This window comes from Kocuria sp. NPDC057446, assembly GCF_042802875.1.
In the GTDB taxonomy this organism is placed as follows: Bacteria; Actinomycetota; Actinomycetes; order Actinomycetales; family Micrococcaceae; genus Kocuria.
The window spans coordinates 26,520-42,576 of the sequence record NZ_JBHVDI010000004.1 but is presented as its reverse complement, the minus strand read 5'-3'; the positions used below and the strand labels follow the sequence as shown (position 1 = coordinate 42,576).

Below are 16,057 nucleotides of genomic sequence, written 5' to 3'. Positions count from 1 at the left end.
GAGGACCTTGTGCGTGCCCGGCCCTCCGGCACGCCGCACCGCGGTCTCGCCGGTCAGGCCGTGGTGGCGGGCTCCTTGGCGAAGACCGCCTCGACCACGCCGCGCGCCCAGGCGAGCACCGCGCCGTCCACGAGGTCCTTGCCGCCGATCCGCTCGGTCTTGGGCTTGGGGATCAGCACCTGGGAGGTGTCGGTGCCGGGCACCGTCTTGATCTGCGCGCCCGGGTAGAGGCGGGTGAGCCGCATCTGCCGGGACTCCGGCAGGTCGGCCGGGGCGAAGCGGATCATGCTGCCCTGCGCCGCGACGTCGGTGAGACCGGCGGCGCGGGCGCTCACCCGGAAGCGGGCGACCTCGAGCAGGTTCTGCACGGGCTCGGGGACCTCGCCGTAACGGTCCACGAGCTCGTCGGCGACCTCCTGGATCGCCTCCTCCGTGGCGGCGTTGGCGAGGTTGCGGTAGGCCTCCAGGCGCAGCCGCTCCCCCGGGACGTAGTCGTGCGGGAGGTAGGCGTTGACCGGCAGCTCGATCTTCATCTCGGTGGGCCGCTCGTCCTCCTCGCCGCGGTACTCGGCGACGGCCTCGCCGACCAGGCGCAGGTACATGTCGAAACCCACGCCGGCGATGTGCCCGGACTGCTCCCCGCCCAGCAGGTTGCCGGCGCCGCGGATCTCGAGGTCCTTGACGGCCAGCTGCATGCCGGCGCCGAGCTCGTTGTGGGCGGCGACGGCCTTGAGCCGCTCCAGCGCCGTCTCGGAGAGCGGCTTCTCGGCCTGGTACAGGAAGTAGGCGTAGGCCCGCTCGCGGCCGCGGCCCACGCGCCCGCGCAGCTGGTGGAGCTGCGAGAGGCCGTAGCGGTCCGCGCCGTCGACGATCAGGGTGTTGGCGTTGGCGATGTCCAGACCGGTCTCCACGATGGTGGTGCAGACCAGGACGTCGAACTTCTTCTCCCAGAAGTCCACGATGATCTGCTCCAGCCGTGACTCGGACATCTGCCCGTGCGCCACGGCGATCCGCGCCTCGGGCACGAGCTCGGCGATCTCCTTGGCCTTGCGCTCGATGGAGGACACCCGGTTGTGGATGTAGAAGACCTGGCCCTCGCGCATGAGCTCGCGCCGGACGGCGGCGGAGACCTGCTTGTCGGTGTAGGCGCCCACGTAGGTGAGCACCGGGTGGCGCTCCTCCGGCGGGGTGGCCAGCGTGGAGGTCTCCCGGATGCCGGTCAGGGACATCTCCAGGGTGCGCGGGATGGGCGTGGCGGACATCGCCAGGACGTCCACGTTGGTGCGCATGGCCTTGAGCTTCTCCTTGTGCTCCACACCGAAGCGCTGCTCCTCGTCGATGACCACCAGACCCAGGTCCTTGAACTGGACCTCCTTGGACAGCAGCCGGTGGGTGCCGATCACCACGTCGATCGACCCGTCCTTCAGCCCGGCGAGGGTCTCCCTGGTCTCCTTGGCGCTCTGGAACCGGGAGAGCGCGGCCAGGCGCACCGGGAAGCCGGAGAAGCGCTCGGTGAACGTCTCGGCGTGCTGCTGGGCGAGCAGCGTGGTGGGCACGAGCACGGCGGCCTGCTTGCCGTCCTGCACGGCCTTGAACGCCGCGCGCACCGCCACCTCGGTCTTGCCGTAGCCCACGTCCCCGGAGATCAGCCGGTCCATGGGGACCTCCCGCTCCATGTCCGCCTTGACCTCGTCGATGGTGGTCAGCTGGTCCGGCGTCTCGATGTAGGGGAACGCCTCCTCGAGCTCGCGCTGCCACGGGGTGTCCTCCGCGAAGGCGTGCCCGCGGGAGGCCATCCGCGCCGAGTACAGGCGGATCAGCTCGTTGGCGATGTCCCGGACGGCCCTCTTGGCGGCGCGCTTGGTCTTGTTCCAGTCGGTCCCGCCCATCTTGGACAGGGTCGGGGTCTCACCGCCCACGTAGTTGGTGACCTGGTCGAGCTGGTCGGTGGGCACGAACAGGCGGTCCCGGGGACCGTTGCGCTTGGAGGGGGCGTACTCGAGCACCAGGTACTCGCGCACCGGCTTGGGCTGGCCGGGCTTGATCATCGCGCCGGCGATGGGCCGCTGGATGAGCTCCACGAACTGGCCGATGCCGTGCTGCTCGTGCACCACGAAGTCGCCCTGGCTCAGCGCCAGCGGGTCCACGGCGTTGCGCTTGCGCCGCACCGGGAGCTTGCGCATGTCCTTGGTGGTGTACGGGCTGGCCTTGCCCAGCAGGTCCGCCTCGGTGAGCAGCACGATCCTCGGCCCGTCCAGGGCGAAGCCCTTGCCGGCCACGGCGGTGGTGAGCTCCACGATCCCGGGCTGCGGCTCCTCCGCGAGGGTGTCGCGGCGGGCGGCGGGGATCCCGGCCTCGTGCAGCAGCTCCGCGATCCGGGCCAGCGGGCCCGGCCCCTCGGTGACGGCGACGACGCGCCAGCCGTCGGCCACCCGCCCCTGCAGGAACTCGAGCATGGCCTCGACGTCGCCGTGGAAGCCCAGCGGGTCCCGGGCGGCCACGGTGAGGGTGTCGGCCTCCGAGTCGATCAGCGCGATGTCCTCCGCGGCCGTGTCCGCGTCCACGTCCTGGCCGGCCACCGCGTTGACGTTGAGCGCGGTGACGGCCCACCAGCCCAGACCGGTCTCCAGCGCGGTGGCCCGGGCCTCGGCGAGGGTCTGGAAGGACCCGGAGGCCAGGGTGCGGCCCTCGCCGTCGTCGTTGCGGACGACGTGCTCGGCGGAGGTGATGTCGATGGGCGCGGACTGCCCGTCCGAGGCGGAGTCCCAGGCCGCGAGGAGGAACTCCTCGTTGGTGGCCACGAGGTCGTGGGCGCGGGTGCGGACCTTCTCCGGCTCCATGACCACCACGAGCGAGCCGGGCGGGAGCAGGGACAGCACGGGCACCAGCCCGTCCACCAGCAGGGGCGCGAGGGACTCCATGCCCTCCACGTAGATGCCGCCGGCGATCCGCTCGAGCATCGACTCGGCGCCGGGAAGGGAGTTCTTGAGCTTCGCGGCCCGGGACATCACGGACGGGGTGATGAGCACCTCGCGGCACGGCGGGGCCACGAGCCGGTCCGGGTGCTCCCCGGTGCTCAGGGTGCGCTGGTCGGCCACGGCGAACCAGCGCAGCTCGTCGACCTCGTCGCCGAAGAACTCGATGCGCACCGGGTGGTCCTCGACCGGCGAGAACACGTCGATGATCCCGCCGCGCACGGCGAACTCGCCGCGTCGGGTGACCATGTCCACCCGGGCGTAGGCGGCCTCGGCGAGCGAGGTGACGGCGGCGTCGAAGTCGAGCTCCTCGCCGCGGGCGAAGCGCACGGGGGCCATGTCCCCCAGGCCCTCGACGACGGGCTGGAGCACGGAGCGGACCGGGGCCGTGACCACCCGCAGCGGGCGCTCGGCGTCCTTGCCGGCCAGCCGGCGCAGCACGTCCAGGCGGCGGCCCACGGTGTCGGAGCGCGGCGAGAGCCGCTCGTGCGGCAGGGTCTCCCACGCCGGGAACTCCGCGATCTCCTCGGCCGGCAGGTACGCGCCCAGGGCGGCGGCGAGGTCCTCGGACTCGCGGCCCGTGGCGGTCACGGCCAGCAGCACCGGAGCGCGGGAGTCGGCCGGGGCGTCGTCGAGGGCGCCGCGCAGCTGGGCGGCGAGGACCGCGCGCATCCCGTCCGGGGCGCTGATCACGGTCTCGGCGCTGCGCTCCCCCGGCGGCAGGCCGGCCTGGGTGCGGAGGTTGGCGAAGGAGCGCTCCGCCCCGAGGGCGGCGAGCAGTCCGGACAAGGTCATGAGTGAGCAGTCTCCTGGGACGCTGAGTGGGGTGCTGGTGGAGCACAGAGGCTGTCGGAGCCAACGTTCGCGGGTCCCAGCTTACTCCCGGGCCCCGACAGGGCCCGGCTCGAGACTCCTTGACGAGGTCCCGGGCTCCCGGCCGCGACAGCGGAAACCGGAGCGCGCCTACCATGGGAGCACGCATCCACCGCTCGCGAACCACCACTGCTGAGGAGCCCTCCATGGCCGTCACCGCCACCACCACCGTCCCCGCCCCGCTCCAGCAGGTGGTGGTGACCTTCTCCGACGAGGAGTTCATCCGGCACGTGACCCACCGGGCCGGGGCCACCCTGGACTCGGTGGAGGTCGTCGGGGACGTCGAGGCGCAGTTCGCCGTGACCACGGTGCGGACCATGGCCGCGGACCGGCTGCCCGAGATGGCCCGGAAGTTCGTGGGCTCCTCGGTGCAGCTCACCCAGGTGGACACCTACTCCACCCCGGACGGGGACGGCATCCGGGTGGTGCGCACCGAGATCGCCGTGGGCGCGCTGCCCGTCTCCGGCTCCGCCACCCAGACCCTCACGCCGCAGGGCGAGACCACCGACGTGCACGTGCACTGCGTGGTCAAGGCGAACATCCCGTTCGTGGGCAAGATGGTCGCCGAGGCCGCCGAGCCGTTCATCGGCAAGGCCCTGTCCCTGCAGTCCCAGGAGGCCGAGGCCTGGCTCGCGAGCCGGTGAGCCCCACCCCGAGGTGGCGTCGGCTCCTCCGGCCCGGCGCCACTCAGCCGTGCTGGAAGGTCGCGACGACAGGTGCGTGGTCGGACTCGGGGTACTTGTCGTCGAAGGCGTGGGCCGCGGACTCGTCGTGCAGGACCTCGTTGTGGATCTCCGAACCGTGGTAGTACGCCAGCAGGTTGCGGGTGACCAGCATGTGATCGAGCATCACCCCTCGTCCCTGGTGGAAGAGGGTGTAGCGGGCCGACTCCGGCACCGTGTGCTCGATCGGCACCAGGATGCGCCGGATCAGCTCCGGGTTCCCGGTGTTCTCGACGTCCCCCCGGATGGCCAGCACGGGCACCTCGTCGGGTGCGGCGTTGAAGTCCCCGGCCACCACGATGTAGGCCTCCGGATCTCCGTCCAGGATCCGGTCGACGAGCCGGCGCACCTCCAGGGCCTGGGACATCCGCTTCATGGCGGAGATGAAGCTCCCCTCGGCCCATGCGTCGGCGGACCGCCAGGTGTAGGCGTCGATCTTCTGCCCCGGGATGCTGGTCGGGATCTTCGACTTCATGTGCACGTTGATCACGTGCAGTCGCCGCCCGCCGCCGAGGTCCAGCTGGGCGTGCAGAAGGGGACGGTCCAGCGTGATCTCCACCGCGGCCGAGTCCGGCGGACGGGCGGTCAGGCGGCGGTACCGGAGCGCGGACACCAGGTCGTTGCGCAGCTGCTCCACCTCGAGGACGGGCAACCGGGTGGCGATCACGAGGTTCTGCTGCTCCAGCACGCCACCGTCGGCCCCTCGGGTGCTGGCGATCTCGGCCCCTTCCAGGTCGGTGCCCTCCAGCAGCCGGCGCAGCGCGTGCACGTCCCTCGGCACCCCCGGACGGTCCTGTCCGTTGACCTCCTGGAAGATCGCCACGTCCGCCCGGAGCCTGACGATCTGGGGCCGCATCAGACGGATCCGCTCCTCGAGCGAGGGCGCGCCACGCGGAGCCGTCTCGTCGAAGTTCTCGAGATTGAATGTGGCGATCCGGAACTCGGCCATCACGTGCCTCCGTCGGTGGGGTCGGTGTACTGGGAGGCACGGGCCACCTCGGCGACCCCCAGCGGTGGCGTCTCGGCCGTCTGCGCTCATCCCTTCAGCGGTGCACGAGCGGAGGGCTTCCTGTCGTTGCCGGCGTGGTCCGCGCTCCGGAGGTGCTCAGACCAGTGTGACCACGTGGCGTGATCGTGGTGTTACTGCGCCGGCGGACCCTGGCCACCACACCTCTGATGACCTGACCGCGAGCGGAGTCCCACCGGGGCCGGTGGGCCGGTGCCTCCCGCCCGGTCGGGCCAGTTCCCGAGCAGGGAGCGGCTGTCAGGTGCCGTTGAGCTTGCCCATGATGATGTCAACGGCGCTGGACGCGAAGGCGGCCGTCAGGGCGGCGGACACCGACACCGACACCGCGTAGGTGGACGCGACGACGCGGCTCGTGTGATGGACGTCCAGGAGGGCGTCCAGCCCCAAGCCGGCCCTGCGAAGCGTCAGGAGATCGAAGAAGATGCCGAGGGCGAAGCTGATGAAGAACAGCTGCGCCATCCACGAGACGAAGGCTCCCACCACTTCGCCCTGCTGCTGGTAGGGAAGCAGGAGGACGATCGACTCCGAGACGCCGAGGACGGCGAAGAGGGTCAGCGACTTCCGCACCGCGGTGTCACCGACGATCCAGGGCAGGAAATATCCGAAGAAGAACCCGTACAGCGGATACCTCAGGATGAGGACGATGGTCGCGGACGCGCTGAGCAGCGGGACGTCCTGGCGGGCGTCCACGAACTGCGACAAGGACGCGAGTCCCTGCAGAAAACCGGGCAGACCGGCCAGCGCTGCGATCGCCGCGCCCGATGTTCCCCGCCGCCACGCGGACACGGATCCCCAGCCGAAGGTCGAGGCGCGACGCCTGGCGATCGCCGCGGCGGCCCACGGCGTCGAGAACCGCGAGAGGTCGCGGTGGCAGCTCTGCAGCGCTTCCTGCACGGCTCCGGTGGTCTTCTCCCCGCCGGCCACCTGCTTCTCCAGTGCGGTGGAAGCACTGCGCAGAAGCCGCTGGTCCTTCCCCTCGCGCACGATGCGCAGGACCATGGACTGGTGCTCGAGGCTCCGCGGTACGGGGGTCGTCAGTGCGGCTCTCAGGACCACGAGGCCGGTGAGGAAGGCCAGGGGCAGCCCCACGTACAGCGAGTCGGGGCGCAGCAGCATGACGCTGCCCACGGCCCACACCAGGGGCAGTGCGGCGCCGAGATCTTCCTCCCGGACCCGTCGCGATGCGAGCCACAGGCCGCCCAGGAGGGCGGCGAACAAGCCGAGCTTGGCTGCGTGCACCGTCGCGTTGGCCAGCGGATAGACGTCCCACGCCCCCACGGGAACCAGCGTCGCCGTCGGGACCTGACGGGGAAGCGCCACCCAGAGAGCGAGCAGGAACATCACGCCCGAGAAGAGCCAGAAGACTCGTCTGGCCCGCTTCCGGTCATCGTCCCAGAAACTCCTGACCACGAGACTGACCGGGATCATCAGGAGGGTGGCCACGAACAGGGCGTTGAACACCAAGGTGCCGATGCCCTCGGTCCAGGCCGTGACCGTGGTGGACTCCGACGCGAGAGCGGCCCCGGCCACGGACGTCGCGGTGCCGGCCAGCACGATGATCCCTTCGATCGGGGCACTCCTGACGTACTGGGACAGCGCCGCCACGATCAGGGCGATGCCGAGCAGCACCACGGTGACCGGCCCCCACAGCTCGAGCCCGCGCATCTGGACGGACACCGTGGTCACGAGCACCCCGAGAGCCGTGAGGACCACCAGGTACGTCAGGACGAGGAAGCGCACGGAGCGTGACCCGGTCAAGGAGAGGATCGCGGTGGGAGCCCACACCACGCCCAGCAGGGCGGCCAGGTGGAACGGCGGGGCCAAGGAGTCCGGGATCCCGACATCCAGCCCGTCGGCGATCTGTCGGAGCACCCACTGCCCGAAGTATCCCAGCACCGAGGCGTTGGCGATGTACAGGGCCAGGAGCAGACCGGACAGCAGCAGCCAGAGCTCCCGCCGGGTGGTGCCACCGATGAACGCGGGGGCCCGGACCAGGAGGAGCAGGAACCACGGGACGGTCGACCAGACGTGGCGCCACAGATTCTTGACTGCCGGCCACAGCGGGTGATGGACCAGGGCGCCCACGGGGCCTCGCTGCTCGACGGGTGCCGCGCTGTCGGAGCGCACCAGCACGAGCGAGATCGGCCGTTCCTGGACTGCGAGCCGCTGGGAGGCGGGCTCCAGGTAGCGCACCTCGTCCACCGCTGGTGAGAGCCCGCCGACGCCGGGACCCGATGCGGTGTCCTCGGGCAGCGCGTTCACCCCGGCACTGCGGTACCGGTCGGAGGTCACCGTGACGTCCACCGCGCAGCGACGTGCGGCGCAGGACGGGTGCACCGAGAACAGCACGTGCTCGTCGGACAGGTCGACCCAGGACGAGGCCGTGGCCGTCGCGGCACCTCCCGCTCCGTACACGACGTCGGGCGGACTGGTGCCGGACAACGGCTCCCAAGCACTGGCGCCGAGGGACGCACTGAACCCCACTCGTCCGACCTCGCCCACGAAGGCGTCCGGTGCCGTCAGCAGCCCGCCCGAGGCGGCTGCCCGGATGATCGGGTCGTCGCGCGTGGAGCTGAGCTGCCACTGGACCGTCACGGCGCCGGCGGACTCCGTGATGGTCACGCTGCGCTGCCTCGTGCGGTATTTCTCCTCGTCCTCGACCACGTCGCCGGAGGACTCCGCCCAGGGCGTCATCTCGCGCTCGATCTGGGCCCGGCTCTGGTTCTGGACGTTGGGAAAAGCCAGGGACACCGTGAGCAGCTGCGTCGCCGCGAAGACCAGCATCAGGCCGATTCCGGCCGCGAGGATCGCCACCGCCTTCCTCAGCAAGGAACTCATGGCCTGCCTCCAGCGCCGCTGGCGTTCCCGAGCGCATGGCTCGGCCTGCGGATGAAGCCTAAGCACGCGGCACCGCGTCTCACCATGAATTTGATGAACTTGCGCCGACATTGCCGACAGACAACGAGGAGGTCTCGTTCGGGCTGACCAGGAGCGATGCGGCAGCCCATCGGGAAGATCGGGGCCGCCGGTCCGGAGGCGCGGGGGCGGAGCGCGTCAGCTCGAGGAGCGCTCCGGTTGCACCTCCGGGGCTCCGCGCAGTCGCAGGGCGTGGGTCAGGAGCAGGGTCATGGTCAGCAGCTTCACCGTGATCCGCACCAGCGCCGCGACCTCGCCCACGGGCCGTTGAAGAGACCGGGGCGGACGGCGCCCAGAAGACGAGTCCGCCGAGCTCCTGGGCGGTGCTCGCACCGAGCGAGGGCACGAACCGGCCCAGGGCGAGTTGGGCGCCCACCCGCTCGTGGATGCGGAAGAGGTCGTCGGCGATCAGCAGAAGGACGCCGACCCAGGCGGCGAGCACCCGGTGCGCCGGCTCGACGAGACCCGGCCGGAGCAGAAGGACGGCGGCGGTGCCGAGCTGGAGCAAGCCGAAGAGTTCCAATAGGGAGCCGTCGATCCCGCCGTTCTACAGGGGGTACGAGCGGAAGAGGCGGAACCCGCTGCTGTCCGGATCCAGCGCGGAGCCACCCCGGTGAAGTACATGCGCGCTCAGCAGCAGGGCGTCGACCACCATGACCACACCCGCGCTCCGTACGACGCGCGGGTGGACGGTGCCCCGCGTCCGCAGCGCGCGGGCGAGCGTCACGGGGCGTGGAACTTCTGCTGCGCCTCGAGCAGGCCGTGCTCCACGAGGTGCTCGACGGCGTCGGCGGCGTCGTCGAGCAGGAAGGGCAGCTCCTTGCCCTCGACGGAGGAGAAGGGCTTGAGCACGTAGGAGGCCGCGTCCATCCGCCCCGGTGGGCGCCCCACTCCCACCCGGATCCGGTGGTAGTCCTTGGTGGACAGGGCCTTGGACATGTCCCGCAGCCCGTTGTGCCCGCCCTCTCCCCCGCCGATCTTGAGCTTGAGCGCGGCGAAGGGGATGTCGATCTCGTCGTGCACCGCGATCACCCGCTCGGGCGGGATGTCGTAGAACTTCGCCAGCCCGGCCACGGGCCCGCCGGAGGTGTTCATGTAGGTCATCGGCTTGGCCAGCACCACCCGCGGCCCGCCCGGGCGCAGCCGGGACTCCAGGACCTGGGCGCGGGCCTTGTGCACCTTGAAGGACCCGCCGAGCCGGGTGGCGAGCTCGTCGAGGACCATCTGTCCCACGTTGTGCCGGGTCCGGGCGTACTCGGGACCGGGATTGCCCAGTCCCACCACCAGCCATGCGTCGGACATGGGCTAGCGCACAGGAGGTGCTGTCCCCCGAACGGTCCGCGCTGTCCCCAGAAGAAGGTGCGCCCGGAGGATCTCCCCATCGACGCCTGCTCGGTACGCTTCGAATGCATATACATTCGCTTGCTTGTGCGAAGGGCCGGGGGCTCTTCGCCTCGCACAGTCGCGGGCCGGGGGGTCGCCGCGGGACCGGGGGCTGAGCCCCGGACCGGTGCACCCACCCCGTCGGGCCGCAGGGGGAGAACACCGTCATGGAACCGATCGACTACCTCGTCGCCGTGTGGCGCAGCCGCTTCGTGATCGTGCTGCTCACCGTGCTGGGCCTGGGCGCGGGCCTGCTCGTGGCCACCAACACCACGCCCACCTACCAGGCCCGGAGCGCCGTGCTGCTGACCCCGAGTCCCGGGGTCTCCAACGACGAGCTCGGCGAGGTGGGCAACTACATGAACTACCAGATCCACTCCTACGCGGAGCTGGTGAACAGCCGGGTGGTCCTGGACCCCGTCCTCGAGGACGTGTCCCTCCCCTACGGCGTGGACTGGCTCGCGGACCAGGTGAACGCCCAGGTCCCGGTGAACACCTCGATCATCGACATCAGCGTGGACGACACCGATCCGGCCCGCGCCGCGCGGCTGGCCAACGCCGTGGCCAAGCACCTCGAGACCGCCGTCGAGGCCGCCGCCCCCGAGCCCAGCGAGGGCGCGTCCACGCTGGAGCTCCAGACCGTGGCCGAAGCGGCGACCCCGCAGAACCCGATCGCCCCGCGCACACCTCTCTACGCCGCCGGCGGCGCGGGCGCGGGCTTCTTCCTCGCCGTGCTGTTCGGCCTCGCCCGCTTCGCGCTGCTGCGCTCCCGCCAGGCGACCGGGCCGGCCTCGTCGGGCCACCGGGCCGCCGCTGAGCCCTTCCCCGGTGACCGGGACTACACGGTTCCCGAGCGCGAGCTGGAGGGCATCCGCTCATGACCACGGTGCTGTCGTCGTTTCCGCAGCCGCGGCCCACGACCAACCCGTACATCGTGCAGCTCGCCGGTGCCCTGGCCCGGGCGGAGGGGATCGAGTTCGCCACGTTCTCGTGGCGCACCGCGCTGACCCGCCGGGTGGACGTCTTCCACGCGCACTGGCCGGAGATCCTGGTGGGCGGGCGGACGGGGCCCAAGAAGCTCGCCCGGCAGGTGCTGTTCGCCGCCATGGTGCTGCGCTTCCGCCTCCAGGGCACCGCGATCGTGCGCACCGTGCACAACCTGCACCTGCCCGAGGGCATCTCCCCCGTGGAGCGCGCGCTGCTCACCTGGTTCGACCGCTGGACCACCCACCGGATCGTCCTCAACGAGTGCACCCGGCTGCCCGACCACCAGCCCCGCTCCCTGGTGCTGCACGGGCACTACCGGGACTGGTTCGCCGGGCGGCAGCGGCGGGACCCGGTGCCGGGACGGCTGGCGTTCGTGGGCATGATCCGCCGGTACAAGGGCACCGAGACGCTCGTCGGGGCGTTCCGGGCGCTGCCCGACCCGCGGCTGTCGCTGTCCGTGTCCGGGCAGCCCTCGAACGAGGAGCTCGCGGCCGACCTGCGCGCGGTGGCCGGGGAGGATCCTCGGGTCCGGTTCCGCTTCGCGTTCGTCGACGACGCCGAGCTGGTCGCCGCCGTGACCGAGGCCGAGCTCGTGGTGCTGCCCTACCGGCACATGCACAACTCGGGCGGGGTGCTCACCGCCCTGTCCCTCGACCGCCCCGTGCTGGTCCCGGACAACGAGGTCAACCGGCGGCTGGCCGAGGAGGTCGGCCCCGGGTGGGTGCACCTGTTCCAGGACGAGCTCGACGCCGAGGACCTGCAGCGGGCCCTGGCCGCCGTGCGCGCGGACGGACCGGTCCGCCGCGCGGCCCGGCCCGACCTGAGCCGGCGCGAGTGGTCGACGGCCGGAACGGACCACGCCGAGGCCTACCGCCGGGCCCTGGCCACGGCGCGCGGGGATGCCGTCGAGGAGACGGCCCCGGAACCCGCCGCGTCGGGGGACCGGCGGTGAGCGCCGCCCCGGCGGCGCACCGGCGCTCGGAGTCCGACAGCGCACCGACCACGGGGACCGGCCGGCTCGAGGGCCGGCGCCCGTACCAGAACCTGCTGCTCCTCTGGATCGTCTTCGCCGCGGCCGCGGTGGCCCTGATCAACGCGGGGATGCGGATCGAGCTCGGCGCCGGGGTGACCACCGGGTGCGTCCTGGCGCTCGCCCTGCTGCCGCTGTGGCTCTCCACCGCCCTGCGCTACCGGCACTTCCCGTGGCTGCTGGGCCTGACCGCGGCGTCGGTGGCCTCCGGGGCCTGGCTGACCGCCGCCAGCTCCTCGACCTACGAGGTCTCGTGGTCCCTGTCCGTGCAGAACTCCGCCCTGCTGGCGGCCTCCGTGCTGGGCGCCGGGCTGATTCTCTGGCTGCGGCCGGTCCTGAGCGAGTGGCAGATCGGCCTGCTCTTCGGCCTGGGACTCCTGGCGGAGGCCACGACCGTGCCGGGACTCGACAACCCGTGGAAGTACCAGTGGGCCATGCCCGTCGCGGTCCTCGCGCTGGCCGGGGCGCAGGCCCTGCACAGCCGTCTGCTGGGGATCCTCGCCCTGTTCGGGCTCGTGGTGGTCTCGGCCGCCCTCGACTCCCGGTCCCTGACCGGGATGTTCCTGGTGGCCGGTGTCGTCCTCACGGTCCAGGCCCTGCCGCTGACCGACCGGATCCGGCGGATGGGCGCCGTGCGCATGATCCTGCTCGTGGGGGCCGTGGGCGCGGTGGCCTACTGGCTGTTCACCCGTCTCGCGCTCAACGGCACGCTCGGGCTGTCCACGCAGCTGCGCACGGAGGAGCAGGTGCTCCGGGCCGGTTCGGTGCTGCTCGGCGGACGCCCCGAGATGGCCGCGACGGCCGGGCTGTTCCTGCACCGGCCCGAGGGCTTCGGCTCCGGCACGGTGCTGAACCCCACAGGGATCACCGCGGCCCAGGAGGCCATGAGCCGGCTGAACTACGACCCGGACAACGGCTACGTCTACAACTACATGTTCGGCCGCAGCCTCGAGGTGCACTCCGGGGTGGGCGACCTGTGGGCCCTGTTCGGGCTGCCGGGACTCGTCCTCGCGGGCCTCCTGGTCTGGGCGCTCGTCGACTCGCTGGCCCGGCAGTTCTCCGCCCGCTCCGTGACGCCCCTGCAGGCCGCCACGCTCCTGTTCACGCTGTGGACCATGTTCTTCGGCCCGCTGTACACGGTGGCACCGATCCTCACCCTGTGCCTGGGCCTGATCCTGGTGCCGCACAAGGCGCCGCGCTTCCTCGGACTCCGACGACGCGGTCTGCCTGCCCCGGCCGATCCCGTGGACGGCCGGCCGTGAGCATCATCGCGACGACCCGGCGGCAGCAGTTCCGCGCCGTGGGCTCCACCGCCGTGGCCAAGGTCGTGCTCATGGGCATGTCCGGGCTCGTGGGCATCGTCACCACCCGCCTGATCATCAGCAACTTCGGCACCGAGGCCTACGCCCAGTACGGGCTGCTGACCTCCCTGCGGGACCTGCTGCCCTTCGCCGACCTCGGGGTCGCCGCGGCCGCGATCGGTGTGATCGCCTCCTCGCAGAACCCCACCCAGGACGACGTCGTGCGGCGCACCCTGCTCTCGGCGTTCCGGATCATCTTCCTCTCCACCGCCGCGATCTGCCTGGTGGCCGTGGTCCTGACGGTCCTCGGACTGTGGCGGCCCCTGCTCGGCCACGCCATGAGCACGGAGGCCGAGGTCCCGGCCATGGTCGCCATGATCATCTTCGCCGTGGGACTGCCCCTGGCGGTGGGCACCCGGATCCTCGTGGGCCTGGGGCGCACCACCCGCCAGATCGCCAACCAGTTCGTGGTGGCACCGACCATGCTCCTGCTCGTGAGCCTGGCCGTGGCGCTGTCCGCCCCGGCCGGCAGCTGGCTGGCGGTCTTCTCCTACGGCGCCAACGCCCTGGCCGGTGCCCTGGGGCTGTGGCAGGCCCAGCGGCTGCTGCGGCCCCAGCTGGGCAGGGTGGCCCGCCAGCTGCTGCGGCCGCGCCAGTTCCCGGGACTGCGCATCATGGACGTGGCCGGGCCGATGCTCGTGCAGATGATCATGCTGCCCATCGCCCTGGCCACGGACCGGATCATGCTCTCCCACCTGGCCCCGGCCACGGAGCTGGTGCAGTACAGCCTGGGCTATCAGCTCTTCGGCATCATCCTGCAGACCGTGGCCGCCGCCGGAGTGGCCCTGTGGCCGGTGTTCGCCCGCAACCGCGCCACGGCCACCGTCCAGGCGCCGTGGCAGATGTCGCTGGTGTTCGTGGCCGGCGGGACGGCCCTGGCACTGGGGCTGTGCCTGGTCTCCCCGTGGGTGGTGGGCTTCGTCTCGGACGGGAAGATCGAGCTGCCCGTGTCCCTGCTGGTGGCCTTCAGCGCCTACGTGGCCGTCGAGGCCGCGAAGTTCCCGCTGGGCATGTACATGACCGACGTGCAGGGACTGCGCTTCCAGATCGTGCCGATCATCGTGATGGTGCCGCTGAAGATCGGCCTGGCGCTGCTGCTGATCCCGGTGCTCGGCGCCGCCGGCACGGTGTGGAGCACCGTGGTGGCCATGGGCCTGTGCCAGGTCCTCGTCAACGCCTGGTGGATCCGCCGCGACGTCGCCCGACGCCGCGCCGCGGCCCTGCAGCCGGCCGAGTGAGCGGCGGCGGCACCGGTCAGGCGGCCGGTGCCGCGGTGGACTCCCGGGCGGCTCCGGTGGGACCGCCCGGGACGGTCCCGCCCGGTGGGTTCAGCGTCCAGCGCAGCGCCAGCACCAGGCAGGCGGTCATGGTGAGCAGCTTGACGGTGACCCGCACGTCGACCAGCACGAGCCCCGGCAGACCGTGGACCAGTCCCCCGCCGAAGGCGCTGAGCAGCACGTAGGCCACGGCCACCGCCCCGAGCGGCGCCGTGGTGGCCAGCAGCAGCAGGGAGGCCCGCCGGGCGGGAGCGACACTGGCCGCGTGGGCGCCGATCAGTGCGGCGCCCAGGACGGCTCCCGCCACCGCCCAGAACACGAGTCCGCCCAGCTCCTGGCCGCCGGCGGCGGACAGCTCGGTGGTCCACCGCTCCAGCCGCAGGCGCGCTCCGGCCCGCTCGTGCAGGCGGAACAGGTCGTCGAGCACCATGGCGAGCAGGACCGCTCCCCACATCCCCAGGACCCGCCGGCCCGGCGCCCGCCGGGCCAGGAGCACCAGGAGCACCGCGGCGACGCTCAGCTGCAGCAGGCCCCAGAGCTCGAGGAGGGACCCGTCGGCGCCGCCGTTCCAGACCGCTCGGCTGCGGAAGGGCAGCGGCCAGCGCTCGTCCGGATCGGCCCGCAGCACCGCGTGGTGCAGGCGGTGGGAGGTCAGCGCCAGGGCGTCGACGGCGAGCAGCCCCACGGCGAGCACGCCCAGCCGGCGCGTGCCGGATCCCGGCACGGCACGATGCGAGCCCCTCTGCACCCTCGAACGCACCCCGTGATCCTTCCCCCGATGGGCGCCGGGACGGACGGCCCGCGCGCCTGCGGGAAGTCTAAGGACGTTGCCCGAGCACATCCTGAGGGCGTGCAGGGAGCCGCGTGCTGGTCAGCGGGCGTGGAACTTCTGCTGCGCCTCGAGCAGGCCGTGCTCCACGAGGTGCTCGACGGCGTCGGCGGCGTCGTCGAGCAGGAAGGGCAGCTCCTTGCCCTCGACGGAGGAGAAGGGCTTGAGCACGTAGGAGGCCGCGTCCATCCGCCCCGGTGGGCGCCCCACTCCCACCCGGATCCGGTGGTAGTCCTTGGTGGACAGGGCCTTGGACATGTCCCGCAGCCCGTTGTGCCCGCCCTCTCCCCCGCCGATCTTGAGCTTGAGCGCGGCGAAGGGGATGTCGATCTCGTCGTGCACCGCGATCACCCGCTCGGGCGGGATGTCGTAGAACTTCGCCAGCCCGGCCACGGGCCCGCCGGAGGTGTTCATGTAGGTCATCGGCTTGGCCAGCACCACCCGCGGCCCGCCCGGGCGCAGCCGGGACTCCAGGACCTGGGCGCGGGCCTTGTGCACCTTGAAGGACCCGCCGAGCCGGGTGGCGAGCTCGTCGAGGACCATCTGTCCCACGTTGTGCCGGGTCCGGGCGTACTCGGGACCGGGATTGCCCAGTCCCACCACCAGCCATGCGTCGGACATCGGTGCCTCCTGGGAAGTCTGCGGGTCGGTGCGCTCATGCGAAGTGCGGGGCAGCC

At 71.8% G+C, this 16,057-nt stretch carries 13 protein-coding genes; 6 read left to right on the top strand and 7 right to left on the bottom strand.

Annotated elements, in window-relative coordinates; genetic code table 11:
* Positions 1-53 precede the first annotated feature (53 nt).
* Positions 54-3,770 carry a transcription-repair coupling factor gene (mfd, locus tag ACFU0Y_RS01200; RefSeq protein ID WP_380212612.1) on the bottom strand — a complete coding sequence of 1,239 codons (3,717 nt, stop codon included), beginning with the start codon at positions 3,768-3,770 and terminating at the stop codon, positions 54-56.
* A gap of 224 nt (positions 3,771-3,994) precedes the next feature.
* Between mfd and ACFU0Y_RS01195 the strand changes: the two genes are divergently transcribed.
* Entirely contained in the window at positions 3,995-4,492 is a 498-nt protein-coding gene (locus ACFU0Y_RS01195; RefSeq protein WP_380212611.1) for a DUF2505 domain-containing protein, read from the top strand.
* Between the two features lie 43 nt (positions 4,493-4,535).
* Here the strand turns inward: ACFU0Y_RS01195 and ACFU0Y_RS01190 are convergent, their stop codons facing one another.
* The 3 genes from ACFU0Y_RS01190 to ACFU0Y_RS01180 all read right to left on the bottom strand — a co-directional run bounded on the left by ACFU0Y_RS01190 (position 4,536) and on the right by ACFU0Y_RS01180 (position 8,774).
* On the bottom strand, positions 4,536-5,519 hold the full coding sequence (locus tag ACFU0Y_RS01190; protein WP_380212610.1) for an endonuclease/exonuclease/phosphatase family protein: 984 nt from the start codon (positions 5,517-5,519) through the stop codon (positions 4,536-4,538).
* 315 nt (positions 5,520-5,834) lie between these two features.
* The gene (locus tag ACFU0Y_RS01185) at positions 5,835-8,435 is read right to left on the bottom strand and encodes a hypothetical protein (RefSeq protein WP_380212609.1); all 2,601 of its coding nucleotides are present in this window, start codon (positions 8,433-8,435) and stop codon (positions 5,835-5,837) included.
* Between the two features lie 216 nt (positions 8,436-8,651).
* Positions 8,652-8,774 (bottom strand): hypothetical protein, encoded by a 123-nt coding sequence (locus tag ACFU0Y_RS01180; RefSeq protein ID WP_380212608.1) that lies wholly within the window; start codon positions 8,772-8,774, stop codon positions 8,652-8,654.
* Between the two features lie 121 nt (positions 8,775-8,895).
* Between ACFU0Y_RS01180 and ACFU0Y_RS01175 the strand changes: the two genes are divergently transcribed.
* Positions 8,896-9,039 (top strand): hypothetical protein, encoded by a 144-nt coding sequence (locus ACFU0Y_RS01175; protein ID WP_380212607.1) that lies wholly within the window; start codon positions 8,896-8,898, stop codon positions 9,037-9,039.
* 197 nt (positions 9,040-9,236) lie between these two features.
* On the opposite strand, the gene pth (ACFU0Y_RS01170) is transcribed toward ACFU0Y_RS01175, so the two are convergent.
* Positions 9,237-9,815: an aminoacyl-tRNA hydrolase gene (pth, locus tag ACFU0Y_RS01170; RefSeq protein ID WP_380212606.1), complete on the bottom strand. Its 579-nt coding sequence runs from the start codon at positions 9,813-9,815 to the stop codon at positions 9,237-9,239.
* 248 nt (positions 9,816-10,063) lie between these two features.
* On the opposite strand from pth (ACFU0Y_RS01170), the gene ACFU0Y_RS01165 reads away from it, so the two are divergent.
* Genes ACFU0Y_RS01165 through ACFU0Y_RS01150 form a run of 4 tightly spaced genes read left to right on the top strand, consistent with a single transcriptional unit; the run spans position 10,064 to position 14,512 of the window.
* Positions 10,064-10,777 (top strand): YveK family protein, encoded by a 714-nt coding sequence (locus ACFU0Y_RS01165; protein ID WP_380212605.1) that lies wholly within the window; start codon positions 10,064-10,066, stop codon positions 10,775-10,777.
* Positions 10,774-11,835, top strand: coding sequence for a glycosyltransferase (locus ACFU0Y_RS01160; RefSeq protein WP_380212604.1), 1,062 nt, complete (start codon positions 10,774-10,776; stop codon positions 11,833-11,835). The genes ACFU0Y_RS01165 and ACFU0Y_RS01160 overlap by 4 nt, the downstream gene beginning before the upstream one ends.
* Entirely contained in the window at positions 11,832-13,175 is a 1,344-nt protein-coding gene (locus ACFU0Y_RS01155) for a hypothetical protein (protein ID WP_380212603.1), read from the top strand. Before ACFU0Y_RS01160 ends, ACFU0Y_RS01155 begins: the two co-directional genes overlap by 4 nt.
* On the top strand, positions 13,172-14,512 hold the full coding sequence (locus tag ACFU0Y_RS01150; protein WP_380212602.1) for a polysaccharide biosynthesis protein: 1,341 nt from the start codon (positions 13,172-13,174) through the stop codon (positions 14,510-14,512). The genes ACFU0Y_RS01155 and ACFU0Y_RS01150 overlap by 4 nt, the downstream gene beginning before the upstream one ends.
* A gap of 16 nt (positions 14,513-14,528) precedes the next feature.
* On the opposite strand, the gene ACFU0Y_RS01145 is transcribed toward ACFU0Y_RS01150, so the two are convergent.
* The gene (locus ACFU0Y_RS01145; protein ID WP_380212601.1) at positions 14,529-15,275 is read right to left on the bottom strand and encodes a hypothetical protein; all 747 of its coding nucleotides are present in this window, start codon (positions 15,273-15,275) and stop codon (positions 14,529-14,531) included.
* A gap of 147 nt (positions 15,276-15,422) precedes the next feature.
* The gene (gene pth, locus ACFU0Y_RS01140; protein WP_380212600.1) at positions 15,423-16,001 is read right to left on the bottom strand and encodes an aminoacyl-tRNA hydrolase; all 579 of its coding nucleotides are present in this window, start codon (positions 15,999-16,001) and stop codon (positions 15,423-15,425) included.
* Positions 16,002-16,057: the final 56 nt, after the last annotated feature.